General features: G+C 66.2%; 21 protein-coding genes. 1 reads left to right on the top strand and 20 read right to left on the bottom strand.

Annotated elements, in window-relative coordinates:
• Position 1: 1 nt before the first annotated feature.
• The 3 genes from nrdR to HNO81_RS11770 all read right to left on the bottom strand — a co-directional run bounded on the left by nrdR (position 2) and on the right by HNO81_RS11770 (position 2,532).
• Entirely contained in the window at positions 2-487 is a 486-nt protein-coding gene (gene nrdR / locus HNO81_RS11780; RefSeq protein WP_175318312.1) for a transcriptional regulator NrdR, read from the bottom strand.
• A 136-nt stretch (positions 488-623) separates the two neighbouring features.
• Positions 624-1,997: a histidinol dehydrogenase gene (gene hisD, locus HNO81_RS11775; RefSeq protein WP_175318311.1), complete on the bottom strand. Its 1,374-nt coding sequence runs from the start codon at positions 1,995-1,997 to the stop codon at positions 624-626.
• Between the two features lie 4 nt (positions 1,998-2,001).
• Positions 2,002-2,532, bottom strand: coding sequence for a hypothetical protein (locus tag HNO81_RS11770; RefSeq protein WP_175318310.1), 531 nt, complete (start codon positions 2,530-2,532; stop codon positions 2,002-2,004).
• Positions 2,533-2,658: 126 nt separating this feature from the next.
• On the opposite strand from HNO81_RS11770, the gene HNO81_RS11765 reads away from it, so the two are divergent.
• Complete coding sequence (locus HNO81_RS11765) at positions 2,659-3,159, top strand: flavin reductase family protein (RefSeq protein ID WP_371818239.1); 501 nt, start codon at positions 2,659-2,661, stop codon at positions 3,157-3,159.
• Between the two features lie 73 nt (positions 3,160-3,232).
• On the opposite strand, the gene dnaE is transcribed toward HNO81_RS11765, so the two are convergent.
• The 17 genes from dnaE to HNO81_RS11680 all read right to left on the bottom strand — a co-directional run bounded on the left by dnaE (position 3,233) and on the right by HNO81_RS11680 (position 23,715).
• Positions 3,233-6,793 (bottom strand): DNA polymerase III subunit alpha, encoded by a 3,561-nt coding sequence (gene dnaE, locus HNO81_RS11760; protein WP_175318309.1) that lies wholly within the window; start codon positions 6,791-6,793, stop codon positions 3,233-3,235.
• A gap of 49 nt (positions 6,794-6,842) precedes the next feature.
• Positions 6,843-7,769, bottom strand: coding sequence for an RluA family pseudouridine synthase (locus HNO81_RS11755; protein WP_175318308.1), 927 nt, complete (start codon positions 7,767-7,769; stop codon positions 6,843-6,845).
• Positions 7,762-8,334 (bottom strand): signal peptidase II, encoded by a 573-nt coding sequence (gene lspA, locus HNO81_RS11750; RefSeq protein WP_175318307.1) that lies wholly within the window; start codon positions 8,332-8,334, stop codon positions 7,762-7,764. The genes HNO81_RS11755 and lspA overlap by 8 nt, the downstream gene beginning before the upstream one ends.
• A gap of 93 nt (positions 8,335-8,427) precedes the next feature.
• Positions 8,428-9,111 carry a DivIVA domain-containing protein gene (locus HNO81_RS11745; RefSeq protein WP_175318306.1) on the bottom strand — a complete coding sequence of 228 codons (684 nt, stop codon included), beginning with the start codon at positions 9,109-9,111 and terminating at the stop codon, positions 8,428-8,430.
• Between the two features lie 175 nt (positions 9,112-9,286).
• On the bottom strand, positions 9,287-9,574 hold the full coding sequence (locus HNO81_RS11740; RefSeq protein WP_175318305.1) for a YggT family protein: 288 nt from the start codon (positions 9,572-9,574) through the stop codon (positions 9,287-9,289).
• A gap of 138 nt (positions 9,575-9,712) precedes the next feature.
• Positions 9,713-10,243 carry a cell division protein SepF gene (locus HNO81_RS11735; protein WP_175318304.1) on the bottom strand — a complete coding sequence of 177 codons (531 nt, stop codon included), beginning with the start codon at positions 10,241-10,243 and terminating at the stop codon, positions 9,713-9,715.
• A gap of 90 nt (positions 10,244-10,333) precedes the next feature.
• Positions 10,334-11,080, bottom strand: a complete 747-nt coding sequence (locus HNO81_RS11730; RefSeq protein WP_175318303.1) for a YggS family pyridoxal phosphate-dependent enzyme — start codon at positions 11,078-11,080, stop codon at positions 10,334-10,336.
• Positions 11,073-11,762, bottom strand: coding sequence for a polyphenol oxidase family protein (locus tag HNO81_RS11725; protein WP_175318302.1), 690 nt, complete (start codon positions 11,760-11,762; stop codon positions 11,073-11,075). The genes HNO81_RS11730 and HNO81_RS11725 overlap by 8 nt, the downstream gene beginning before the upstream one ends.
• A gap of 8 nt (positions 11,763-11,770) precedes the next feature.
• Positions 11,771-13,024 (bottom strand): cell division protein FtsZ, encoded by a 1,254-nt coding sequence (gene ftsZ / locus HNO81_RS11720; protein WP_175318301.1) that lies wholly within the window; start codon positions 13,022-13,024, stop codon positions 11,771-11,773.
• Between the two features lie 188 nt (positions 13,025-13,212).
• The gene (locus HNO81_RS11715; RefSeq protein WP_371818238.1) at positions 13,213-14,139 is read right to left on the bottom strand and encodes a cell division protein FtsQ/DivIB; all 927 of its coding nucleotides are present in this window, start codon (positions 14,137-14,139) and stop codon (positions 13,213-13,215) included.
• Positions 14,132-15,508, bottom strand: coding sequence for a UDP-N-acetylmuramate--L-alanine ligase (gene murC, locus HNO81_RS11710; protein WP_175318300.1), 1,377 nt, complete (start codon positions 15,506-15,508; stop codon positions 14,132-14,134). The genes HNO81_RS11715 and murC overlap by 8 nt, the downstream gene beginning before the upstream one ends.
• A complete protein-coding gene (gene murG, locus HNO81_RS11705; RefSeq protein WP_175318299.1) occupies positions 15,505-16,605 on the bottom strand; it encodes an undecaprenyldiphospho-muramoylpentapeptide beta-N-acetylglucosaminyltransferase in 1,101 nt (366 codons plus the stop codon). The genes murC and murG overlap by 4 nt, the downstream gene beginning before the upstream one ends.
• Before the next feature lie 6 nt (positions 16,606-16,611).
• Complete coding sequence (gene ftsW, locus HNO81_RS11700; protein ID WP_175318298.1) at positions 16,612-17,946, bottom strand: putative lipid II flippase FtsW; 1,335 nt, start codon at positions 17,944-17,946, stop codon at positions 16,612-16,614.
• Between the two features lie 2 nt (positions 17,947-17,948).
• A complete protein-coding gene (gene murD, locus HNO81_RS11695; protein WP_175318297.1) occupies positions 17,949-19,526 on the bottom strand; it encodes a UDP-N-acetylmuramoyl-L-alanine--D-glutamate ligase in 1,578 nt (525 codons plus the stop codon).
• Positions 19,508-20,617: a phospho-N-acetylmuramoyl-pentapeptide-transferase gene (gene mraY, locus HNO81_RS11690; RefSeq protein WP_175318296.1), complete on the bottom strand. Its 1,110-nt coding sequence runs from the start codon at positions 20,615-20,617 to the stop codon at positions 19,508-19,510. The genes murD and mraY overlap by 19 nt, the downstream gene beginning before the upstream one ends.
• Positions 20,614-22,077, bottom strand: coding sequence for a UDP-N-acetylmuramoyl-tripeptide--D-alanyl-D-alanine ligase (murF, locus tag HNO81_RS11685; RefSeq protein WP_175318295.1), 1,464 nt, complete (start codon positions 22,075-22,077; stop codon positions 20,614-20,616). Before murF ends, mraY begins: the two co-directional genes overlap by 4 nt.
• A 6-nt stretch (positions 22,078-22,083) precedes the next feature.
• Positions 22,084-23,715: a UDP-N-acetylmuramoyl-L-alanyl-D-glutamate--2,6-diaminopimelate ligase gene (locus HNO81_RS11680; protein ID WP_175318294.1), complete on the bottom strand. Its 1,632-nt coding sequence runs from the start codon at positions 23,713-23,715 to the stop codon at positions 22,084-22,086.
• Positions 23,716-23,752 lie beyond the last annotated feature (37 nt).

Below are 23,752 nucleotides of genomic sequence, written 5' to 3'. Positions count from 1 at the left end.
CTTAGAGCGGGCTCTTCTCGGAGCTCTTCGCCGCGCCTTCTCCGGCCTCATGGCGGAGCAGGGCAATGGCAGTCTCGAAATCCTCGAGCGATTCAAAGGCCTGGTACACGCTGGCAAAGCGCAGGTAGGCAACTTCATCGAGTTTCTGCAGCGGCCCGAGGATCACCAGGCCAACCTCGTGGGCGTCAATCTCAGCAGCCCCGGAAGCGCGGATCTGTTCTTCGACTTCCTGGGCCAGCATGGCGAGGTCATCCTCGCTCACAGGGCGTCCCTGGCAGGCCTTCCGGACACCGTTGATCACCTTGCTGCGGCTGAAGGGCTCGCCGACGCCCGAACGCTTGATCACGGACAGGCTGGTGGTTTCCACTGTGGTGAAGCGGCGGCCGCACTCCGGGCATTGCCGGCGGCGGCGGATGGCCGAGCCGTCGTCCGCCATCCGGCTGTCCACCACGCGGGAATCGGGGTTGCGGCAGAACGGACAGTACATGGCGTTCCCCCTTTCCGCTTGGTGTTCAGCAACGTAGGAAGCCAGCAGCACCGCCGGGGGGCGATGCCGTGGCGTACTCCAGTTTACGGGCAGATCTGGGGTAATAACAATCCTGTAATTACCACATGTAGTGGTATCACGCGTCGCCGGGGAACCGTGCCGTGACGGCGTCCCCGTGGGCCGGGAGATCCTCGGCCCGTGACAGGCTCACGATGTGTCCGCTAACCTCGGCCAGGGCGTCGCGGCTGTAGTTGACCACCTGGATGGCGCGCAGGAAGGTGGTCACGTTCAGGCCGGACGAGAAGGCGGCGGTGCCGCTGGTGGGCAGCACGTGGTTGGACCCGGCGCAGTAGTCGCCAAGGCTGACCGGGCTATAGTCGCCAACGAAGATGGCTCCCGCGTTGCGGATGCGTGCTGCCACGGCGGCTGCGTCCCGGGTCATGATTTCCAAGTGCTCTGCGGCGTAGGCGTCGCAGGCGGCGATTCCCTGCTCCAGCCCGTCCACCAGGACCACGCCGGACTGGGGCCCGGACAGCGCTTCCTGGACCCTGGCCGAGTGCTTGGTGGCCGCGGCCTGGAGCGCCAGCTCAGCACGGACGGCGGCGGCCAGGTCCTCGGAATCGGTGATGAGCACTGACGCCGCCTTGGGGTCGTGCTCGGCCTGGCTGAGCAGGTCGGCCGCAACCAGCGCAGGCTGGGCGGAGTCGTCGGCCAGGATGGCGATCTCCGTGGTCCCGGCCTCCGAGTCAATCCCCACCACGCCTTTGACCAGCCGCTTGGCCGTGGCAACGAAGATGTTGCCGGGGCCGGTGACGACGTCCACGGGTTCCAGGCCGGGACCGGCATCGGTTGCGCCGACGCCGTAGGCGAAGGCGGCGATGGCCTGGGCGCCGCCGATGGCGTAGACCTCGGTGATGCCCAGCAGCGCAGCTGCGGCGAGGATGGTGGGGTGCGGCAGTCCGCCGAATTCCTTCTGCGGCGGCGAGGCCAGGGCAATGGATTCCACGCCCGCTGCCAGCGCCGGAACGACGTTCATGATCACCGAGGACGGGTACACGGCAAGGCCACCGGGAACGTACAGGCCGACGCGGGCAACAGGCACCCAGTTCTGGCAGACCACGGCGCCGTCACCCAGTTCCACGTCCACGTTGCGGGGACGCTGCCCGTCCGCAAACTTCCGGGCGCGGCTGATGGACTCCTCCAGGGCAGCCCGCACCGCCGGATCCAACTGGTCCAGCGCTGCGGTGAGCGCCTCACCCGGGACCAGGGGGTGTTCCTGCGCCACGCCGTCGAACCGTTCAGCCAGCTCAGCCAAGGCCTCAAAACCGCGCTCCCGGACGCCCGCAATGATGTCCTGGACTTTTTCTTCTGCGTCCGCCACGGTCTGTCCCTTGGCGCGGGGCACCGCTGCACGCAGCGCCGCGAGGCTCAGGTGGCGGCCCCGAAGGTCGATGGTGCGGAAGTCGACGGCGGCTGTCACAGGGGCGGGGAACTCCGGGAATGTGGTCACCGGTCTATTTTACGGGGCTGTGCATGCCTGCTGTTTCCACGCCGGTATCCGGCTTCCGGGACGTGGAGCCCACCAGCTCCAGGATGAAGGCAGACACTGCGGTGGCGGCAGGCCACAGCAGCAGCACCGGCCAGGCCCGAAGCGAGAAAGCGATGCTGGCATTCGCGGACACATCGACGGCAGGCCCCCACAGCCGTCCCGCCAGGACGCCGGTCCCCCACGCCACGGCACTTCCGGCCAGCGCTCCCAGCAGGCCGGCCAGCAGGGCAGCCTGCGGGTCCGGGCGTTTTCCGTCCGCCAGGAACACGGCAAGGAGGCAGCCGGCCAGCACCAGGATGCCTGCAAGGGTGAGATCGCGCGGCAGCCAGACCAGGGGCACGGTGCCGGCGGCCAGGGCCGGGTCCCGGGTTAGAAGGTTCAGGCCGCCCGGCGCGAGGACCCACCAAAGGATTCCCGCCGGAATGCCTGCCGCCGCCGGGGCCAGCAGCAGGGGCCAGGGCAGCTGCCGCCTGGCGGGGCGGGTGAAGTTCGTCATGCAACACACCTTAACAAAGGTTCCTGCGGGGACATCCCCCGTTGTGTGGCGCCATCTGTTCTCCGCCGTGCCCGCGGGCCAATACGCTTGGGGAAAGAGTTACGCCACTTAGTTCAGGAGTTCCCGGTGACCGACAACATCGAGCCGTTCGAGCAGACGTTCAGGGAGATGTTCCGCAGGCATGCCGCCGGCGTGGCCATCATTACCGTGAATTACCAGGGTGAGCCCTACGGCTTCACGGCAACCTCGGTCGCGTCCTTGTCGGCGAAGCCGCCCCGGTTCACGTTCAACATGGCCCGCAGTTCCAGGTCCTGGCCCGCCGTGGCCAATACGCAGCACGTGGGCGTGCACATGCTGGGCCTCGAAAACCAGTCACTGGCGGACCGGTTTGCCCGCCCCGGCAACCGGTTCGAGGGCAACCATTGGGAATTGGGCCCGCACGGGGTGCCCGTCCTCAAGGACGTGGCCGGCTGGCTGATCGGTGAGGTGCAGATGCGGCTCTCCTTCGAGAACAACGCAGTGGTGGTGGTCCAGGTGGTGGACGGCCAGGTGGGCGGCGAAGGATCGCCGCTGCTGTACCACGGCGGCGCCTATGGGCAGCCGGTGCCGCTCGACTACGAAATCTGACGCCCGCGGACCGGGGCACAACCAAAAGGCGGCCGACGGCGGGAGGTGGCTCCCGGCGTCGGCCGCTCCTTTGTCAGGCGTCCAGGCAGGCCGGACCCAGCAGGACCTTCAGATCGCCGAACAGCGAGGGGCTGGGGTTCACGCGAAGGTGGACCGGCAGGCCCATGATTTCGGTGCGGGTGTCACCCTGCAGGTGCAGCCGCACCTCTGAGTTGCCCCGGTGCGTCCGCAGTACGTCGCCAAGTTCGGTGACCACGGCCTCGGTGGCCTTATGGGTGGGCATGGTGATCACCAAAGGCCCGTTCAGCCCTTCGCTGAGATCAGGAACCGACAGCTCCATGCAGTTCAGCGTGATGGCGCCGTCGTCGCGCTTCTGCAGCCGGCCCTTGACCACCACGATCAGGTCTTCCGCGAGTACCGACGCAATCGGCCCGTAGACCTGGCCGAAGAACATGACCTCGATGGAACCACCCAGGTCCTCCACTTCCGCCCGGGCGTAGGCGTTGCCGCTGGCCTTGGCGATGCGCCGGCTCAGCGAGGTGATCATGCCGGCGATGGTGATGATGGCGCCGTCATTGGGCCCGTCTTCGCCGATGATGGAGGTAATGCTCATCTCGGCGTGCTGCGCCAGCAGGCCCTCCAGGCCCTGCAGCGGATGGTCCGAAACGTAGAGGCCCAGCATGTCCCGCTCGAAGGAGAGCTTGTCCTTCTTTTCCCACTCGGGCAGGTCCGGAATCTCGATGCTGAGGGAGGACGATTCCTCCCCGGCGTCCTCAAACCCGGCGAAGAGGTCGAACTGGCCAATCGCCTCGTTGCGCTTGAGGGTGATGACGGAGTCGATGGCTTCTTCGTGGATCATGGCCAGGGCCCGGCGGTGGTGTCCCAGCGAATCGAAGGCACCGGACTTGATCAGCGACTCGATGGTCCGCTTGTTGCAGACCACGGCCGGGACCTTCATCAGGTAATCCTTGAACGAGGTGAAGGCGCCTTCACTTTCGCGGGCGGCCACCATGGCCTCGACGGCGTTGACGCCCACGTTGCGGATGGCGCCCATGCCGAACCGGATGTCGTTGCCCACCGGGGTGAAGTTCAGCGCGGACTCGTTGACGTCCGGCGGGAGCACGGTGATACCCATCCGCCGGCATTCGTTGAGGTAGATCGCTGACTTGTCCTTGTCATCGCCCACGGAGGTGAGCAGGGCCGCCATATACTCCGGCGCGTAATGCGCCTTCAGGTAGGCGGTCCAGTAGGAGATCACGCCGTACGCGGCGGAGTGGGCCTTGTTGAAGGCGTAGTCGGAGAAGGGAAGCAGGATGTCCCATAGGGTCTTGACGGCTTCCATGGAGTAGCCGTTGTCCTGCATGCCCTGCGAGAATCCCGCGAACTGCTTGTCCAGCTCGGACTTCTTCTTCTTGCCCATGGCGCGGCGGAGAATATCTGCCTGGCCCAGGGAGTAGCCGGCCAGCTTCTGCGCCACGGCCATGACCTGCTCCTGGTACACGATCAGGCCATACGTGCCACCGAGGATTTCCCTGAGCGGCTCCTCCAGCTCCGGGTGGATGGGGATGACTTCCTGGATCCCGTTCTTGCGGAGCGCGTAGTCCGTGTGGGCGTTGGCGCCCATGGGACCGGGACGGTAAAGCGCCAGGACGGCGGAGATGTCTTCGAAGTTGTCAGGCTTCATGAGCTTGAGCAGGGACCGCATGGGTCCGCCGTCGAGCTGGAACACGCCCAGGGTGTCGCCGCGGGCCAGGAGCTCATAGGACGGGGCGTCATCGAGTTCAAGGTTTTCGAGGTCAAGGTCGATGCCACGGTTCATCTTGATGTTCTCAAGGGCATCGGAAATGATCGTCAGGTTCCGCAGGCCCAGGAAGTCCATCTTGATCAGGCCCAGGCCCTCGGACGTGGGGTAGTCGAACTGCGTGATCACCTGGCCGTCCTGGAAACGGCGCATGATGGGGATGACGTCGATGATGGGGTCCGAGGACATGATGACGCCTGCGGCGTGGACGCCCCACTGGCGCTTCAGCCCTTCGATGCCCAGGGCCGTCTCAAAGACCTTGGCGGCCTCGGGGTCGGTGGCAATCAGCTGCCGGAAGTCCCCGGCCTCGCTGTATCGCTTGGACTCCGGGTTCTGGATGTCCGCGAGCGGAATGTCCTTGGCCATGACCGCGGGCGGCAGGGCCTTGGTCAGCGTTTCGCCCATGCTGAACGGGTAGCCCAGGACGCGTGAGGAGTCCTTGAGGGCCTGCTTGGTCTTGATGGTGCCGTAGGTGACGATCATCGCCACGCGCTCGTCACCGTACTTCCGGGTCACGTAGTCGATGACTTCAGAGCGGCGCCGGTCATCGAAGTCGACGTCGAAGTCAGGCATGGAAACGCGGTCCGGGTTGAGGAAGCGTTCGAAGATCAGCCCGTGGCGGAGGGGGTCGAGGTCGGTGATGCGCATGGCGTAGGCCACCATGGAGCCTGCACCCGAGCCACGGCCGGGGCCAACGCGGATGCCGTTGTTCTTGGCCCAGTTGATGAAGTCGGCCACCACCAAGAAGTAGCCAGGGAACCCCATGGACGTAATGACGCCGAGCTCGTAATCGGCCTGCTTGCGGACTTCATCCGGGATGCCGCCCGGGTAACGGTACTGCAGGCCCTTGTCCACTTCCTTCACCAGCCAGGAGGTTTCATCCTCGCCGGGCGGGCAGGGGAACCGCGGCATGAAGTTGGCGTCCGTATTGAAGGACACTTCGCAGCGCTCGGCAATTAGCAGGGTGTTGTCACACGCGTCCGGGTGGTCGCGGAAGAGCTCCCGCATCTCCTGCGGTGACTTCAGGTAATAGCCGCTTCCGGAGAACGCGAACCTCGAGCCACCGTTGTCGTAGGTGGGTTCCAGCAAGGTGGAACCGGACTGGATGGCCAGCAGTGCCTCGTGCGCCTTGGCATCGTGTTCGTGCGTGTAGTGGAGGTCATTGGTGGCCACCAGGGGCAGGTTCAGGTCCTTGGCAAGCCGCAGCAGGTCGCCGGTGACCCGCCGCTCAATGTCCAGACCGTGGTCCATCAATTCGCAGAAGTAGTTCTCGGCGCCGAAAATGTCCCGGAACTCGGCCGCAGCCTCAAGTGCTTCGCGGTACTGGCCCAGGCGGAGCCGGGTCTGGACCTCGCCGGAAGGGCAGCCGGTGGTGGCAATGAGCCCCTCGGAGTAGGTGTTGAGCAGTTCCCGGTCCAACCGGGGCCACTTGCCGAAGACCGAATCCAGGGAAGCAATCGACGAGGCGCGGAAGAGGTTCCGCATGCCCACGTTGTTGTAGCTCAGGAGGGTCATGTGCGTGTAGGAACCGCCGCCGGAGACGTCGTCCTTCCGCTGGGACTCATCGCCCCAGCGCACGCGTTCCTTGTCCGTCCGGGCCGTCCCGGGCGTTACGTAGGCCTCGACACCGATGATCGGCTTGATGCCCTTGTCCGTGGCCTTGCGCCAGAAATCGAACGCACCGAACAGGTAGCCGTGGTCCGTGGTGGCAAGGGCAGGCATGCCCAGGCGCTCGGTTTCATCGAAGAGCTCCCCCAGGCGGGCAGCTCCATCCAGCATGGAATATTCGGTGTGGGTGTGCAGGTGGACAAACGAATCATTGCTGGAACTCACCGCACTATTCTAAGCGCTGCGCCTTGGCCATCCTGCCAGGACGGCTGTGTCAGGCCTGTCCCGACTCCAGCACTTCCAATGCGTAGGACAGGTCCTGTGGGTACTCGCTGGTGACTGTGACGCGCTCCCCGGTGACGGGATGGTCAAAGGCCAGCTGCCGGGCGTGCAGCCACTGCCGCGTGAGGCCGAGGGTGGCGGCCAGGCGCGGGTCGGCACCGTACGTCAGGTCCCCTGCGCAGGGGTGGCGCAGCGCAGAAAAGTGGACCCTGATCTGGTGCGTCCGGCCGGTTTCAAGGTGGACCTCCACCAGGCTGGCCTTCCCGAAAGCCTCCAGGACCTCATAGTGGGTGACGGAAGGACGCCCGTCCTCGATGACTGCGAAACGCCAGTCGTGGCCCGGGTGGCGGCCGATGGGGGCGTCAATGGTTCCCGTCAGTGGATCGGGGAGCCCCTGCACCACAGCGTGGTAGACCTTCTCCACCGTGCGCTCCTTGAAGGCGCGTTTGAGGGCCGTGTAGGCGCGCTCGGATTTGGCCACCACCATCACGCCGGAGGTGCCGACGTCGAGCCGGTGGACGATGCCCGCCCGCTCGGGTGCGCCGGAGGTGGAGATGCGGTAACCGGCAGCGGCAAGGCCGCCCACGACGGTGGGTCCCACCCAGCCGGGCGAGGGGTGTGCCGCCACGCCAACGGGTTTGTCGACGACGACGAAATCATCGTCGTCGAGCAGGATGTTCAGGCCTTCCACAGGTTCCTCCACGACTTCAAGCGGGTCCCGCCGTTCCGGGACGGTGACCTCGAGGGTGTCCCCGGCCACGAGTTTTGCCGACTTGCCCAGGGCCTTGCCCCGGTTCAGCACATGGCCATCGGCAAGGAGGGACGCCGCAGCGGAACGCGACACCCCCAGGATGGCGGCCAGGCCGGCATCGGCCCGTGTACCGCCAAACTCTTCAGCGACAACGATGCGGTCAGTCATGGCCGGGCTTGTCCTTTGCCGGGTTTCCCAACCGGGTCCCGTCCAGGGCGATTCCACGGATGGTAAGGATGCAGATGATCGCGACGGCGGATACCACCGCGGAGTCGGCGATATTGAAGATTGCGAAATTGGGAAGCTGGATGAAGTCCACCACGTGGCCCATGCCGAAGGACGGCTCACGGAAGAGCCGGTCCGTCAGGTTGCCCAGCGCGCCGCCCAGCAGCAGGCCCAGGGCAAGGGACCACCAGGCCGAGCCCACCCGGCGGACCTGGAAGAGGATGGCAATGGCCACACCCGCCATGATGATGGAAAACACCCAGGTGACGTTCTCGCCGATGGAGAACGCGGCACCGGAATTCCGGATGAAGTACCAGTGCAGCAGGGGCGGCAGGACCGGAATCCGCTCCCCTTCCACCATGGTGGAAGTGACCCACAGTTTGGTCAGCTGGTCCAGGACATAGGCGAAGACCGCGAACCCTGCGAACAGGGACAGCAGCACGGCCCGGCGTGGCCGCGGCGTGGGTGGGACAGGGCGTGCCGCGTCTGCGGCAAGTTCGTCAGTCATGGTGCTTTCAATTCGTGGAACCGGGTATTAATGCCAAAAGCCGGTGGCCGAGGAATCCTCAGCCACCGGCTTTCAGAATACGTGCTGCCAGGCTTAGTTGGCTTCGCTGACTTCCGGCGTCGCGACGGAGCCGCGGGCTTCCAGGTCGCGGAGCTGGCCTTCGATGTAGGCCTTCAGGCGGGAGCGGTAGTCGCGTTCGAAGCCGCGCAGCTGCTCCACCTTGCGTTCCAGGACAGAGCGCTGCTGCTCCAGGGCGCCAAGGATCTTGCGGGACTTTTCCTGGGCGTCGTTGACGAGGCTGCTGGCTTCGATCTGCGCCTCGGCGATGATCTTGTCCTTCTGGGCCTGGCCGTCGGCCACGTGGCGGTCGTGCATCTGCTGTGCCATGGCCAGCAGGCCGGCGGCGGACTCAGCGGAAGGTGTTGCGGCAACGGGCGCTGCCGGGGCTGCAGCGGCCGGAGCGGCAGGCTGCACGTCCTTCTTCTTGCCGGTTTCGGCAGGCTTTGCGTCAGCTTCTGCCTTCTCGCTGGTTTCGTCCTTGTCGGCCTTGACCGGCGCGGGGACCTTCTCCACTACGGGGGCGGCGGTGGAGCTGGCCGGAACACTGGAACCTGCATCGGCGAGCTTCTTGCGGAGCTCGTCGTTTTCCTGGTTCAGGCGGCGGAGTTCAACGACGATTTCGTCCAGGAAGTCGTCAACTTCGTCCTGGTCATAGCCCTCACGGAACTTGGTGGGCTGAAAGCGCTTGTTGACAACGTCTTCTGGCGTCAAAGCCATCTGGTCACCTCACTGGTCTGGTTAGTCAGTAGGCCTTCCGGCCGTCAAAACTAAGGTACCTAAATTTGGTCTGCTTCCTCTAATTCAACACTGCGGTGTCAAACAGGAGGTTTCTTCGCTTTACAGTAGCTGTTCCGGGAGGGAACACATTGCATTGCCGGTCCTGGCGGAAAAATCAGGCCAGTCCCCTGGTGACGTTCATTGCGATGCTGACGCCGATGAACAGGATCAGGAAGCCCAGGTCCAGGGAGACTCCACCGAGCCTGAGGGGCGGAATAAGCCGCCGCAGGCCCTTGAGGGGCGGGTCCGTGATTGAGTAGACGGCATGCGCCACCACCAGGGCTGCGCCCCGGGGGCGCCATTCCCTCGCAAACATCTGCACCCAGTCAAAAACAAGGCGGATGATGAGGGCCACAAAAAACAGCAGCAGGGCGAGATAGACAAGTCCGAAAACAATTCCCATGACTTATTTCATATCTCCATGTTCGTGCAGCCGGTCCCATGTGCCGGCCGCTGGCCGTACTGCTGTTGTGTCTTGTCCATTTCAGCACAGATGCCAGGCAGGTGTCCCTGCCTGGCATCCGGGCGCAGCCTGCTGCGCCTAGCTCTGGTTGAAGAAGCTGGCCTGCGTATCGCTGGCCTTCTTGTCGTCACCGATGACTTCGACGTACGACGGTGAGAGCAGGAACACCTTATTGGTAACCCGTTCAATGCTCCCGCGCAGGCCAAAAACGAGCCCTGCCGAGAAGTCCACAAGACGCTTGGCGTCTGCTTCACCCATGTCCGTCACGTTCATGATCACCGGAATGCCGTCCCGGAAGCTCTCACCGATGAGTTTGGCATCGTTGTAAGAGCGCGGGTGGATGGTGGTGATCTGGCGAAGTCCGGTGTTCTCTTCGCGGCTCGAGGCCGCGCGCTTAATCGGGGTCACAGGGGCGCGGTATTCCTCTTCAGGGGCGTAGGACGCCTCGCGGCTGACTTCGCGGACCGGTGCCGGAGCACGGCGTTCCTCGCGGTCAACTTCCATCGGTTCGTCCTCATCCTTATGTGTGGTCTGTTGCTCGGACTCGTAATGCTCATCGCCGTCGGCGAGCCCAAGATAGATCATTGTCTTGCGCAGAGCGCCGGCCATGGTCGACTCCTAATCGTGTCCCGTAAGCGGGCCGCCCAATGATTTGACAGCACTGGAGTCCCCCGCCCATCACTTCCAACAGGTCCGACGCTACCCCACGGCGGGACGGGAACCGAGAATATCGGAACCGATTCGCAGGTGTGTCGCCCCGAACCGGATGGCAGCCTCGAGATCCTGGCTCATGCCCGCCGAAATGCCGGTGGCGCCGGGGTATGCCGCAGCGAGCCGGGCGGATACTCCGGCGAGCTTTTCGAATGCCGGTTCCGGTGGCGCGCCCAAGGGCGCGACGGCCATGACGCCGGCGAGGTTCAGGCTGTCCGTACCTGTAATCTGTTCCGCCAGGATGGGCACGTCCCCGGGGGCTGCGCCGCCTCGGTGCGTACCGCCGTCGTCCTCAAGGCTGACCTGGATGAAGCAGTCCAACCGGGACCTCCCGGAGGCTTCCATCTCGTTGCGTACCGATTTTGCCAAGGCATCCACCAGCTGTGGCCGGTCCACCGAGTGGACTGCGGCGGCGTAGCGTGCCACGGACTTGGCTTTCTTTGTCTGCAGCTGGCCCACGAAGTGCCACGTCAGGTTGAGATCGGCGAGTTCAAGTGCCTTGGCGGCAGCCTCTTGGTCCCGGTTCTCCCCGACGTCGGTGATGCCGAGAACGGCCAGGCGCCGGATGTCCTCAGCCGGGTGGAACTTGGTAACCACGATCAGCGACGGCGGGTGGTCACCGCGGCCTGCGCTTTCCGCCGCCACGGCGATCCGTTTCCGCACCTTGGCCAGGCGTTCGGCGAGCTCTGTGCTGCGGGGATCAGACCCCGGCGTGTTGTCCGGCTGCTCAGTCATGGCACCAGACCAGCCCTGCGAAGCGGCCCGTGTTGTGGTCCCGCCGGTATGAGTAGAGCGTTTCTGTTTCCAGCGTGCAGGGGCCGGCATACTCGAGCGCTACGCCGGAGGTCTCAAGCTGGGCACGGGCGCCGGCAGGAAGGTCCAGTGCCGGCGTTCCCCAGGAGGTGGTGCTCCGCGTTTCCGGAACCAGGGCAGATACTTCGTCGCGCAGGTCAGCGGGAACTTCGTAGCACGACCCGCAGATCGACGGGCCCATCCAGGCCCGGATCCGCGACGCGCCGAGGGATTCCATGCTTCGCACGGCGGCGGGGAGCACCCCGCTGGCGATCCCGGGCCGGCCGGCGTGCACCGCCGCCAGGACCGGCCCGTCGGCGGACTCCCCCGCCAGCAGCACGGGAATGCAGTCTGCCACCATGACGGCCAGCGGCTCGCCGCGGGACACCATGGCATCGGCCTCAGGGGCAGGTGAGTGTGCGTCCATGACGGCCACGGTGTTGCCGTGGACCTGGTTCATGAAGTGCAGCGAGCCGGCCGCCACGGCGATGGATTCCTCCAGCAGCCGACGGCGGGACCGGACTGCAGTGGGGTCGTCCCCGACGTGCAGGGCGAGGTTTCCCGCACCCGCATCGGTAAAAGCGGCCGACACCCCGGGCAGGATGTCGGCGCGCCAGTGAAACAAGCCGCCGCCTACTTCAGGAAGTCGGGAACATCCAGGTCATCCGGGTGGTTGCCGGTCAGGTCCGGCTCCACAACGGACGGCAGGTCGACGTCGAAGCCGGAGTCAGCCGGAACGGCCTGCGGACGCTGCTGACCCCAATTGCTGAGCCCGGCCGCGCCGACCCCGGCGTGGATGGGCTGGACGTTCTGCTGGTGGTTTCCGTTGCCCTGGTGGCTTCCGCCCTGCTGGTGCGCCGAGGCGGGAGCAGCTGCGGGGGCGGCCGGGCGCTGGGGTGCGGTCTGCGGCTGGGACTGGTCCATGGAGGGCGAGGTGGCCTTGACGTCGTCGAAGCCAGCAGCGATCACGGTGACGCGTGCTTCATCACCGAGGGCATCGTCGATGACGGCGCCGAAGATGATGTTTGCCTCGGGGTGTGCCACTTCCTGGACCAGGCGGGCGGCCTCGTTGATCTCGAACAGGCCGAGGTCCGAGCCGCCCTGGATGGACAGCAGTACGCCGTGGGCACCGTCGATGGATGCTTCCAGCAGCGGCGAGGCAATGGCCAGTTCGGCGGCCTTGACGGCACGGTCTTCACCGCGGGCGGAGCCGATGCCCATGAGGGCGGAGCCTGCACCCTGCATGACGGACTTCACGTCTGCGAAGTCAAGGTTGATCAGGCCGGGGGTGGTGATGAGGTCGGTGATGCCCTGGACGCCGGACAGGAGGACCTGGTCGGCGGAGCGGAACGCGTCCAGGACGGATACGTTGCGGTCGCTGATGGACAGCAGCCGGTCATTGGGGATGACGATGAGGGTGTCCACCTCGTCGCGCAGGGCGTCGATGCCGGCTTCGGCGGAACCGGCGCGGCGGCGTCCTTCGAAAGTGAACGGGCGGGTGACCACACCAATGGTCAGTGCGCCCAGCGAACGTGCGATCCGTGCGACGACGGGCGCGCCGCCGGTGCCTGTGCCGCCACCTTCACCTGCGGTGACGAAGACCATGTCGGCGCCGCGGAGGACTTCCTCGATCTCGTCGGCGTGGTCCTCGGCGGCCTGCTTGCCCACCTCCGGGTTGGCGCCGGCGCCCAGGCCACGGGTCAGCTCGCGTCCTACGTCGAGCTTCACGTCGGCGTCACTCATGAGCAGTGCCTGGGCGTCGGTGTTGATGGCGATGAACTCAACACCCCTGAGGCCGACCTCGATCATGCGGTTGACTGCGTTCACGCCACCGCCGCCGATGCCGACGACTTTGATGACGGCCAAGTAATTCTGCGGAGCTGCCACGTTACGGGTCCCTTGTTCGTGTCTTATTGCGTAAAAACTGATTGGTGAGCTTGAAACTTTCAACCCTAACCTTCGAGTTGAAGGTTAGAGTTATGTCAAGTAACTCTTGTCTGTGACGGTATTTCCTCTGGAACACACATTCAATAACCGGGTCCGCGTGTCGGATTAATACGGGGAAAAGAAAGCGCTTAGCGCGTCACGGGGTGCCGGGGCACACTGACATCGTAGACCTTGACCGGGTTCTTCGGATCCACCGGTGCCTTGAGCAGTGCAGCCAGGACCTTGGCCTTGAGTTCCTTCTCCGAGGCGTTGCCCCAGACGATCGTCTGGCCGTCGACGAGCTTGAGTTCCACGGCGTCAACGGACTGTGCTGACGCGTTGGACAGCTTCGCCAGGACGTCGGCAGGCAGGGCGGCCAGGACCGCAGCCGTGGCCCGGAAGAGATCCTGGCCGATCGCGCCGGCGCCGCCGTCGATGACCGGCAGCGACGCCGTTGCAGGATCATCAGTGGTGGCCAACTGGACACCGTCCACGTCCACCAACTGGTACTGCTCCCCCTGCTTGATCAGGGCCACGGGAACCCGCTCGTGCACGGCAACGGCCAGCGTGGACGGTGGGTGCGCCTCCACGGAAACGGACTTGACCTGCACCAGGGGGCCGAGCAGGCCCCGTACCTCGTCGTCGCTGATTTGGGGCAGCGGCTTGCCCCGAAGCGGTTCCAGTGCGGACTGAACCTGGGCGGGCGTCACGTAATGGGTACCCGTGACGGCGACGGTCTGCAGGGCGAGGACCGGCGAATAGATGGCTGCCACCAGCAGCCCAACCACCAGCGCCACGACTGTTCCCAGGGCGGCCAGGATATGCTTCCGGCGGCGGCGGCCTTTGGGCTCAGGGAATGCCAGCACCGTCGCCCCGGGCCGCTCCTCCCCCTTCGCCGGTTTGTAGGCCCCCGCCTGGTCCGGGAGGCTGCGTGATGCCGTGATCACGTCCGGACGGGCGTCGCCGTCCGGCGTCCCGGACGGGCGCGGCTCTGGCTCGGGGGCCTTCGAGGAGGACGCGGCCGGGGGGCTGTTCCGTTTGGGCGGGGCGTAGGTGGGGCGGCGGGAGCTAGGCACGGAGCGCCTCGACGATCCGCGGGCCGAAGGCCGTGACGTCACCGGCGCCGACCGTGAGGACCACATCTCCGTCCGCAGCGGCCTTCGCCAGGGTTTCAGCGGCGTCATCGGGGTTGACCAGGCGGCCGCTGCCGGTGAGGTGGTCCGCGATGAGCTGGCTGGTAACCCCGGGAATGGGATCCTCCCGGGCGGGATAGATATCCAGGACCAGTGCGGTGTCTGCCAGGTTCAGGGCGCCGGCGAACTCTGCGGCGAACTCACGGGTGCGCGAGAACAGGTGCGGCTGGAACAGCACATGGACCTTGTGGCCGCCGGCTACCGAACGGGCCGCAGTCAAGGCAGCACGGACCTCTGTTGGATGGTGGGCGTAGTCGTCGTAGACACGCACTCCCCGCACCGAACCCTTCAGTTCGAAGCGCCGCGATGCGCCGGCGAAGTGGGCCAGCCCCGCGGCCGCCGCTTCCGGGTCAACGCCAAGTTCAAGGGCCACGGCAAAAGCGGCAGCGGCATTCAGCGCGTTGTGCCGGCCGGGAACCTGCAGCGACAGACTGAACCGGGCGCTGCCTGCCGAAACAGCGACGTGGCCCGGGCCGTCGTCGTGCAGCCTCACGTCCGCCGCCGCGCTGGTGCCGTAAAGGACCACCCGGGTGTTGCCCCGGGACCGGGTGCGTTCTGCCAGGGCCAGTGCCCCGGCGTCGTCCGCGCAGGCCACCAGGAGCCCGTCGGCGGGCAGCAACGCCGTGAAACGGTCGAAGGACTCGTACACGGCCTCGGCTGTGCCGTAGTAGTCAAGGTGGTCCGGCTCAACGTTGGTGACGACGGCGATGCGGGGCCGGTAGTTGAGGAAGGAACCATCGGATTCGTCGGCTTCAGCCACGAAGATTCCCGACGTGCCGTGCGCGGCGTTCACGCCAAGCGCGGGGATGTTGGCACCGACCGCAAACGATGGGTCCAGGCCTGCGGCCTGCAGCAGCACGGTGACCATGGACGTGGTGGTCGACTTTCCGTGCGTTCCGGCCACCGTGACCACGGTGTCCCCGCCCATGGTGGCTGCCAGCGCCTGGGACCGGTGCAGCACGGGCAAGCCCGCTTGGCGCGCGGCCGCGAGTTCGGGGTTGTCGTCGCGGATTGCCGATCCGGCCACTACGGTCTGCGCGTCCCCCAGGTTGCCGGCTGCATAGCCAACCGCTATCCGGGCACCGGCAGCGGCGAGATCTGCCATGACGGGCAGGTCCTTGGCGTCGGAACCGCTGACGGGAACTCCGCGGGCCACCATGATGCGGGCAACGGCGGACATACCTACTCCCCCGATGCCAATGAAGTGCACCTTCCCAAGGGACTCCAGGCTGGGGATGGTGTGGGCGCTCATGCGGTTACCGCTTCCAGGATCAGGCCAGCCATGCGCTGGTCGGCATTTCGGATGCCCAGCCGGTAGGACTTCGCCTCCATGGCGGCAAGGCGGGCTTTGTCGGTGATCAGCGGAATCAGTTCCCGCGCCACCCACTCGGGAGTGAAGTCACGGTCGGCGACGAGGAGGGCACCGCCGGCTGCCACGAGGCCTTTCGCGTTCAGCGCCTGTTCCCCGTTGCCGATGGGCAGGGGTACCAGGACGGCGGGGACGCCGACGGCTGCCACTTCGCACACCGTGGCGGCTCCGGACCGTGCCAGGAGTAGGTCGGCGGCAGCGTAGGCACGTTCCATCCCGTCGATGTACTCCACCTGGCGGTATCCCTCGGCTGCGAGGGGCTGGCCGGACGCGTCCAGGACGGTCTTTCCGCGTCCGGTGACGTGGACGGTCTGGATGCCCGCTTCCGCCAGCAGGGCTACGGAGTCCGCGACTGTCCGGTTGATGCTTTGCGCTCCGGAGGACCCGCCGGTGACGATGAGGGTCGGCTGGTGGGCGTCCAGTCCCAGGGCTTCCCGGGCGGCGGTGCGGGCACTCTTCCGGTCCAGGCCGGAAATTTCCTTGCGCATGGGCATGCCTACGTGCAGCGCGTGGCGAAGGGGTGTGCCCTCGAAAGCCACGGCCACGCGGCCCTTCAGGAGCGCACCCACGCGGTTTGCCAGTCCCGGCCGGGCGTTGGCTTCATGGATCACCACCGGTATGCCGCGCTTCCGCGCCGCGAGGTACATGGGGGTGCAGACATACCCGCCTACACCCACCAGGACATCTGCCTGCGCCTGGTCCAGGATGGCGCCGGCCTGGCGGACGGCGCCGGCCAGCTTTGCCGGAAGGCGGAGCAGGTCCGCGGACGGCTTGCGGGGAAAGGGCACCCGGTCGATCGTGGCCAGCTGGACGCCGGCGGCCGGCACCAGGCGGGTTTCCATTCCCGACGGCGTACCCACGGCCAGGATCGAAGCGTGCGGGGCCTGGCTGCGCAGGGCGGCGGCGATGGCGAGCAACGGGCTGATGTGGCCGGCTGTTCCGCCACCGGCCAGGACGATGGAAGGTCGTGTCGGATTCATCTGGGGTTATGCACGCTTTCTGGAAGTCTTTGGTTGGTTCTTGTCCCGCCCCGTCCGGGGCTTGAACTTCAGCATCCGCTTGGGGCGGATGGCGGGAGCCATCTGTTCCCGCGCCAGGGAAAGGACCACACCCACAGCGCACAGTGACATCAGGAGTGCCGAGCCACCGTAGGAGATAAAGGGAAGCGGAACGCCGATGACGGGCATGAGGCCTGTGACCACGGACATGTTCACGGTCGCCTGGCCCAGCAGCCAGACCATGATGGTGCCCGCCAGGACCCGGTGGAACATATCCTCCTGCGCCACCACCACGCGGTAGATCGCAGCGCCGAGGATCGCGAAGAGGACCAGGACGACGACGGTCCCCACCAGGCCGAGTTCCTCGCCGATGATGGCGAAGATGAAGTCGTTGTGGGCTTCCGGGATCCAGCTGTACTTCTGCCGGCTCTGGCCCAGGCCCACGCCCAGCCAGCCACCGGATGCCAGGCCGTACATCCCGTTGGTGGCCTGGTAGTTGGCGTCAATGCCGTCGGCACAGGACTGGCCGGTCCACCACGAGGTGATGCGGCACATGCGGTTCGAACTCGTGACGGCCATAACGGCGGTTCCGGCGGCGGCAATGATGCCGGCGATGCCGAAAAGGTAGAGCGGAACGCCGGCGAAGAACAGGGCCGCTGCCATGATCATCATGATGATCATGGCAGTACCCAGGTCGTTGCCCACCAGGATCAGCACGATGACGATCGCCGCCATGGGCACGGCTGGTATCAGGGCGTGCTGCCACTTGCCCAGCAGTTTGCCTTTCCGTGCCAGCACGGTGGCCAGCCAAAGGGCCAGCGCCAGTTTGGCTGCCTCCGAGGGCTGGAAGGTGATGCCGCCCAGGTCGATCCAGTTCCGGTTGCCGTTGATCTCGTCGCCGACCACCTGGACCAGTCCCAGGAGGAGTACGGCGACGCCGATGGCAGGCCACGCGAGCCGTTTAAGCCAGACCACGTTGATGCGGGACAGCACGAACATGGTGAAGATGCCAAGGGCCGCAAAGACGCCCTGCTTGAGGGCATCGCCGTAAGGGGACTTTCCGGCCGCGATCGATTCGACGCTGGATGCGGAGAGGACCATCATGATGCCAATGACCGTCAGGGCCAGGGTGGCACCAAGGATGAGGTAGTACGTGGAGCCGTTCCGGGATGTTCCCGTGCCCTCCAGCGCTGACCAAAACCGGCGGTACAAGGTGCGCAGTTTATTCCCGGCACCGGCAGGACGCCGGACGGAGGTGGAGCCGGAACGCTGTGCGCCTCCCTTGGGCCTGGCACCCTGCTGCCGGGTGGGCGTGCTGACCATTGTTACTCCTCGCCGGTCTGGGCCTGCCCTTCCACCAGCTCGCGGACAGCGTCGATAAAAGTACCACCACGGTGAGCGTAGGAAGAGAACTGATCCATGGAAGCTGCGGCCGGAGCCATGAGCACGGTATCGCCGGATTCGGCGAGCCGGGCGGCCGACTCAACGGCCCAGGACATCACCTGCTGCCCGTGGCCCGGGCTTCCGGCAGTGCTGCCGCCGGGCGCCGAAGCAGTCTCCACTCCTTCAGTGTCACCTGCCCCCGCTTCGATCACCGGGACATCCGGCGCGTGTCGCTGGAGGGCTTCCCGGAGGTGGGCGGTGTCCGTTCCGATCAGGACAACGGCCTTGAGCCGTGCCGCGTGCTTGCTCACCAGGTCGTCGTAGCTGACGCCCTTTGACAGTCCACCGGCGATCCAAACCACGTTGCTGAAGGCCGACAGGGAGGCCGACGCGGCGTGGGGGTTGGTGGCTTTGGAGTCATTGACCCACAGCACACCGTTCATGCGGGCAACGGGTTGGATGCGGTGGTCGCCGGGCTCGTAATCGAGGATGCCCTGGCGTACGGCCTTCGCTTCCACCCCGTAGGCGCGCACCAGACCGGCGGCCGCGAGGGCGTTGGCCACCATGTGGCGGGGGGCCAGGGGTCCCAGGTCCGCCATTGAGGCAAGCTCAGCGGCGCTGTTCCTGCGTTCGTCGATGAACGCCCGGTCCACCAGCAGCCCTTCCACCACTCCCAGCATGCTGATGGCCGGGGTCAGGGTGGTGAAGGCCACGGCACGGCAGCCCTCTACGACGTCGGCGTTTTCCACCATGCGTTCGGTTTCCACTTGCTCGGCGTTGTAGATGCAGGCTTTTTGGGTCCGTTCGTAGACCTTCGCCTTGTCCGCCAGGTAGGAATCGTAGGAGCCGTGCCAGTCGACGTGGTCTTCGGCCACGTTGAGGCACACGCTGGCCACCGGTGAGACCGACTCGGACCAGTGCAGCTGGAAGCTGGAAAGTTCCACCGCGAAGACGTCGTATTCCACGGGGTCACGGAGGGCATCGAGGATAGGGGTGCCCACGTTGCCGACGGCGATTGCCTTGAGCCCCGCTGCCCGCAGCATCGATTCCGTCAGGCCCACGGTGGTGGTTTTACCGTTGGTCCCGGTGATGGCCAGCCAGTCGGCGGTCTTGCGGCCTTCCCTGATCCGGACGCGCCAGGCGAGTTCGACGTCGCCCCACACCGGGATGTGCGCCCTTGCCGCGGCGGCCAGCAGGGCTTGGTCCGGCCGCCACCCGGGCGAGGTCACGATGAGTTCCGGAAGTTCGCCGTCGATCCGCGGAAGGTGGGTGACCGCGTCTGGGCCCAGGAGTACGTCGGCGGCACCGACGATTTTCAGGGTGTCGGCATGTGCGCGCGCAGTTTCACTGGTGGCGGCATCAACCACCACCACGCGGGCGCCCAGCTCAATCAGGGTGTCCGCGGCGGCGAAACCGGAGACGCCTATGCCGGTCACGGCCACGCGCAGGCCGGCCCAGTCGGAGTCCCAGGAGACGAGGTTGGCCAGGCGGGGGGAAACGGTCACAGCAGTACAACCCATTCAGCGTAGAAGATGCCCAGGCCCACGGCGACGAACAGTCCGCCCAGGATCCAGAACCGGACGACGACGGTTACCTCGGCCCACCCCTTCAACTCGAAGTGGTGCTGCAGCGGGGCCATCTTGAACACCCGTTTTCCGCCGGTTGCCTTGAAGTAGCCCACCTGGATGATGACGGACAGGGTGATCAGCACGAAGAGGCCGCCCACTATGCCCAGCAGCAGTTCGGTGCGGGACAGGATGGCGAAGCCGGCAACAGCTCCACCGATGGCCAGCGATCCGGTGTCGCCCATAAAGATCTTCGCCGGCGAGGTATTCCACCAGAGGAAGCCAACCAGTGCGGCGCTGAGGATGGCGGCCAGGAGGGCCAGATCCAGGGGGTCCCTGACGGAGTAGCAGCCGCTGCCGGTTTCCCGGGGCGATCCGCACGCCTGGTTGCTTTGCCAGATGCCCATGAGGGTGTAGGCGCCGAAGACCATGATCGAGGCTCCGGCGGCGAGGCCGTCCAGTCCGTCGGTGAGGTTCACGCCGTTGGTGGCGGCGGTGACGATCAGGTTGGACCAGACCACGAACAGAATGGCGCCCAGGACCGTCCCGCCGAAGGCGAGGTCGAGCCAGGGCAGGTCGCGGACCAGGGAGATCTTTGTCGACGCCGGCGTGAGCCCGGCACTGTTGGGAAAGTTCAAGGCCAGGATGGCGAAGATGATGCCCACGGCGGCCTGGAGGATGAGCTTGGCCTTAGCGTTCAGGCCCAGGCTCCGCTGCCGGGAGATCTTGATGAAATCGTCAAGGAACCCCACCAGGCCCATACCCACCATCAGGAACAGCAGGATGAGGGCCGAGGCCGAAGGGCCGGGCGAGTCCGGGTTCATCATCAGCATGATGAGGTGAGTGAGCCCGTAGCTCAGCAGGACCGCTGCCACCACCACGGTGCCACCCATGGTGGGTGTCCCGCGCTTGGTGTGGTGGGATGTGGGGCCGTCGTCGCGGATGAACTGTCCATAGCCGCGGTGAACCAGCAGGCGGATGAACAGCGGTGTGCCCACCAGGGCAAAGAGCAGGGCGAGGCCTGCGCCGATCAGCAGAGCAATCACAGCAGAGTGCTCCTTTCGTCGGCAGGGGTGTGGGCTGGGGGTAATGCTATCCGATCGCCCAAATGGCGGAGACCTACGCTGTTGGAGGACTTGAAGAGCACCAGGTCACCTGGCTGGAGTTCAGCTGCCAGGACGTCGTAGGCTTCATCGACTGTCTCCGCGAAGAGGCATTCGTCGCCCCAGGACCCTTCCTGGACGGCGGATACGTACAGCGCCCGCGCCTCCCGGCCCACCACCAGCAGCCGGGAGATGTTCAGGCGTACCACCTGGGTGCCCACTGCGGTGTGTTCGCGGATTGAGTCGTCGCCGAGTTCCAGCATGGCTCCCAGCACGGCCCAGGTCCGCCGTCCGCGGCCGAGGTCGGCCAGGGTGCGAAGGGCGGCCCGCATCGATTCCGGGTTGGCGTTGTAGGCGTCGTTGATGATGGTGACGCCGTCGTGGCGCTCGGTGCGTTCCATGCGCCAGCGGCTGGCAGCCGCCTGGCTGCCCAGGGACTCAGCGATGTGGTCTCCGGGCACCCCCGCAGCCCATGCCGCGGCAGCAGCTGCCAGCAGGTTGCCCACATGGTGGGCTCCGATGAGTTTGCTGCTCACGTGCCGCGGAGGAGCGCCGTCGGGCAGCTGGAGATCGAACTCGGGCCCGCCCCCGGTGTTGGTGTCGGCGTTCAGGGCCTGCACCTGGGCGTCGCTGCGGCCTTCCGCGGAAAAGCCGAGGACGTTGGCCTGGGTGCGGCTGCGCATGGCTGCAACGCGGTCGTCGTCGAGGTTGATGATGGCGGTGCCCTGGGCGGTAAGGCCTTCGACCATTTCGCCCTTGGCCAGCGCAATGTTTTCCACACCGCCGAACTCGCCGGCGTGGGCGGTGCCCACTGCCAGGACGACGCCGATGTCCGGCTTGACCATTTCCGCGAGGTAGCGGATGTGGCCGATGCCCGTGGCTCCCATTTCGATGACCAGGTAGCGGGTGTCGGTATCTGCCCGGAAGACGGTAAGCGGAACGCCCACCTCACCGTTGTAGGACCCCTGGGGCGCCACGGTGTTGCCCTGTGTCGCCAGGATCCCGGCCAGCAGGTCCTTGGTGGTGGTCTTGCCGGCGGAACCGGTGATGCCCATCACCGTCAGCGTGCTGCCGGCTTCCCCACGCGCGTGGCGGATCCGGCGGACGGCTTCGGCGGCGAGGGCTCCCATCGCCAGGACGGCGTCGGGAACCACGATTGAGGGGTAGACGGTGCCGTCGGGGCCGGCTGCGGGGCGCTCAACGAGGGCCAGCACCGCACCGGCAGCGAAAGCGGCATCAAGGAAGTCGTGGCCATCGGCGTGCTCGCCCGGCTTCGCGACGTACAGCGAACCCGGGGTGGCTTCGCGTGAATCCGTCACCACCGAGAGGGGCGTAATTCCGGGATCGGCGTCCAGGCGCCCGCTGGTGATTTCGGCGATTTCCGCCGCAGTAAATGCAATCATCTCGGTCTAGGACTCTATCCGGTCGTCATGGAGAACGTTGAATCCCCTGGCTGTCAAGGCGGTCCGCAGTTCCACCCTGTCATCCAGGGCGATGTTGACGCCTTTCACTTCCTGCCATACTTCGTGGCCGCGGCCCGCGACCAGGATGGTGTCCTGCGGACGTGCCAGCGCCACGGCCTGCCGAATGGCCTCTTCGCGGGGGAAGACTTCCAGCAGTTCGGCCCCCAGGGATTCCTTTTCCAGGGCTTCCCGCGCCCCGGCCATTACATCGGCACGGATCGCTGCGGCATCCTCTTCGTGGGGGTCGTCGTCGGTGATGATCACGGTGTCGGCGAGGCGGGCCGCGATGGCACCCATCGCGGGGCGCTTGCCCTGGTCGCGCTGGCCGGTGGCGCCGAAAACGACAATCAGGCGGGAGTCAGGCTCCGGAGATCGGACCGCTTCCAGTGCCCTGGCCAGGGCATCGGTGTTGTGGGCGAAGTCCACCACGGCCGCAGGCCGCTCCGACACCAGCTGCATGCGTCCCGGCACGGCCACGGTGAAGGGGTCGGCACTGTCAAGGGCCGCCTGCAGGTCTGACGGCTGGACCCCGGACTGCAGCACCATGAGCACTGCCAGGGCGGCGTTCGCCACGTTGAATCCGCCGGGCAGCCCGGTGTGGACGTCAAGCACGGCCCCGTCCGGGCCCGTGAGCGTGAAACCGGTGCCGAGTCCCCGCGGTGAGGCAGCAGTGACCGTCCAGTCCGCAGGGCCGGAGCCGGTGGTGCTGAGCGTGGTGACCGGCACCACGGCGGTGCCGGCCAGCCGCCGGCCCCACTCGTCGTCGACCATGACCACCGCACGCCGCGCACGGGCGGGCGTGAAGAGTTCCGCCTTGGTGGCGAAGTATTCCTCCATGGTGTTGTGCAGGTCCAGGTGGTCCTGGGTGAGGTTGGTGAACCCCGCCACGTCAAAGACCAGTCCGTCCACGCGCTGGTAGGAAATGGCGTGCGAGGACACTTCCATGGCAGCGGCATCAAGCCCGCGTTCGTGCATGAGGGCAAGCAGGCCGTGTACCTCGGTTGATTCCGGCGTGGTGAGGAGGCTGGGAATCGCTTCCCCGCCGGCAAGGATCTCGATGGTTCCGATCAATCCGGCCTGCCGGCCCAGGGCGCGCAGCAGGGACCTGATGAAGTACGTGGTGGTGGTCTTCCCGTTGGTGCCGGTGACACCGAACAGCTGCAGCGGACGGTCGCCGCCGGGCTGGCTGCGGTAAATCATGGCGGACAGGGGCCCCACCTCGTTGCGGGGCTTTGCCACCACCAGCACGGGCACCGGGGTGTCCGCGGAGAGGGCGAGCAGGCGCGCGCCGGCGTCGTCCGTCAAAAGGGCCACGGCCCCTGCGTCGATGGCGTCCCTGGCGAAGTCGGCGCCGTGCCGGCTGGCTCCGGGCAGCGCAACGTAGAGGTCCCCGGGCTGCACGGTGCGGGAATTGATGGATATTCCGGTGATGTCCAGGTCAGCAGCAGAGGCGGGCACCGCAACTCCGAGGGCCTGCCCGACGGCGGCCAACGGGACGGGTGCGACGGCTGAAGGCCGGAAGCGGCCCGCACTTTCATCCCGGGCAGCGCTGCTGCCGGGCGTAGTGAACTCTGACAAGGGAATCTCCGATGGTGCTAGTGCGTGCCCCGAGTGG

Origin of the sequence: Pseudarthrobacter sp. C4D7, from assembly GCF_013359725.1 — a bacterium.
GTDB lineage: Bacteria > Actinomycetota > Actinomycetes > Actinomycetales > Micrococcaceae > Arthrobacter.
Note: the sequence above shows the minus strand (reverse complement) of the source record. Positions and strands in the feature narration are given on the sequence as shown.

Bases quoted from the DNA above. Each gene is read 5' to 3' on its own strand.
- nrdR (WP_175318312.1), bottom strand. From the start codon at position 487: ATGTACTGTCCGTTCTGCCGCAACCCCGATTCCCGCGTGGTGGACAGC.
- HNO81_RS11770 (WP_175318310.1), bottom strand. From the start codon at position 2,532: ATGACGAACTTCACCCGCCCCGCCAGGCGGCAGCTGCCCTGGCCCCTG.
- HNO81_RS11755 (WP_175318308.1), bottom strand. From the start codon at position 7,769: ATGACTGACCGCATCGTTGTCGCTGAAGAGTTTGGCGGTACACGGGCC.
- lspA (WP_175318307.1), bottom strand. From the start codon at position 8,334: ATGACTGACGAACTTGCCGCAGACGCGGCACGCCCTGTCCCACCCACG.
- HNO81_RS11745 (WP_175318306.1), bottom strand. From the start codon at position 9,111: ATGGCTTTGACGCCAGAAGACGTTGTCAACAAGCGCTTTCAGCCCACC.
- HNO81_RS11740 (WP_175318305.1), bottom strand. From the start codon at position 9,574: ATGGGAATTGTTTTCGGACTTGTCTATCTCGCCCTGCTGCTGTTTTTT.
- HNO81_RS11735 (WP_175318304.1), bottom strand. From the start codon at position 10,243: ATGGCCGGCGCTCTGCGCAAGACAATGATCTATCTTGGGCTCGCCGAC.
- HNO81_RS11730 (WP_175318303.1), bottom strand. From the start codon at position 11,080: ATGACTGAGCAGCCGGACAACACGCCGGGGTCTGATCCCCGCAGCACA.
- murC (WP_175318300.1), bottom strand. From the start codon at position 15,508: ATGAGCGCCCACACCATCCCCAGCCTGGAGTCCCTTGGGAAGGTGCAC.
- murG (WP_175318299.1), bottom strand. From the start codon at position 16,605: ATGAATCCGACACGACCTTCCATCGTCCTGGCCGGTGGCGGAACAGCC.
- ftsW (WP_175318298.1), bottom strand. From the start codon at position 17,946: ATGGTCAGCACGCCCACCCGGCAGCAGGGTGCCAGGCCCAAGGGAGGC.
- murD (WP_175318297.1), bottom strand. From the start codon at position 19,526: ATGGGTTGTACTGCTGTGACCGTTTCCCCCCGCCTGGCCAACCTCGTC.
- murF (WP_175318295.1), bottom strand. From the start codon at position 22,077: ATGATTGCATTTACTGCGGCGGAAATCGCCGAAATCACCAGCGGGCGC.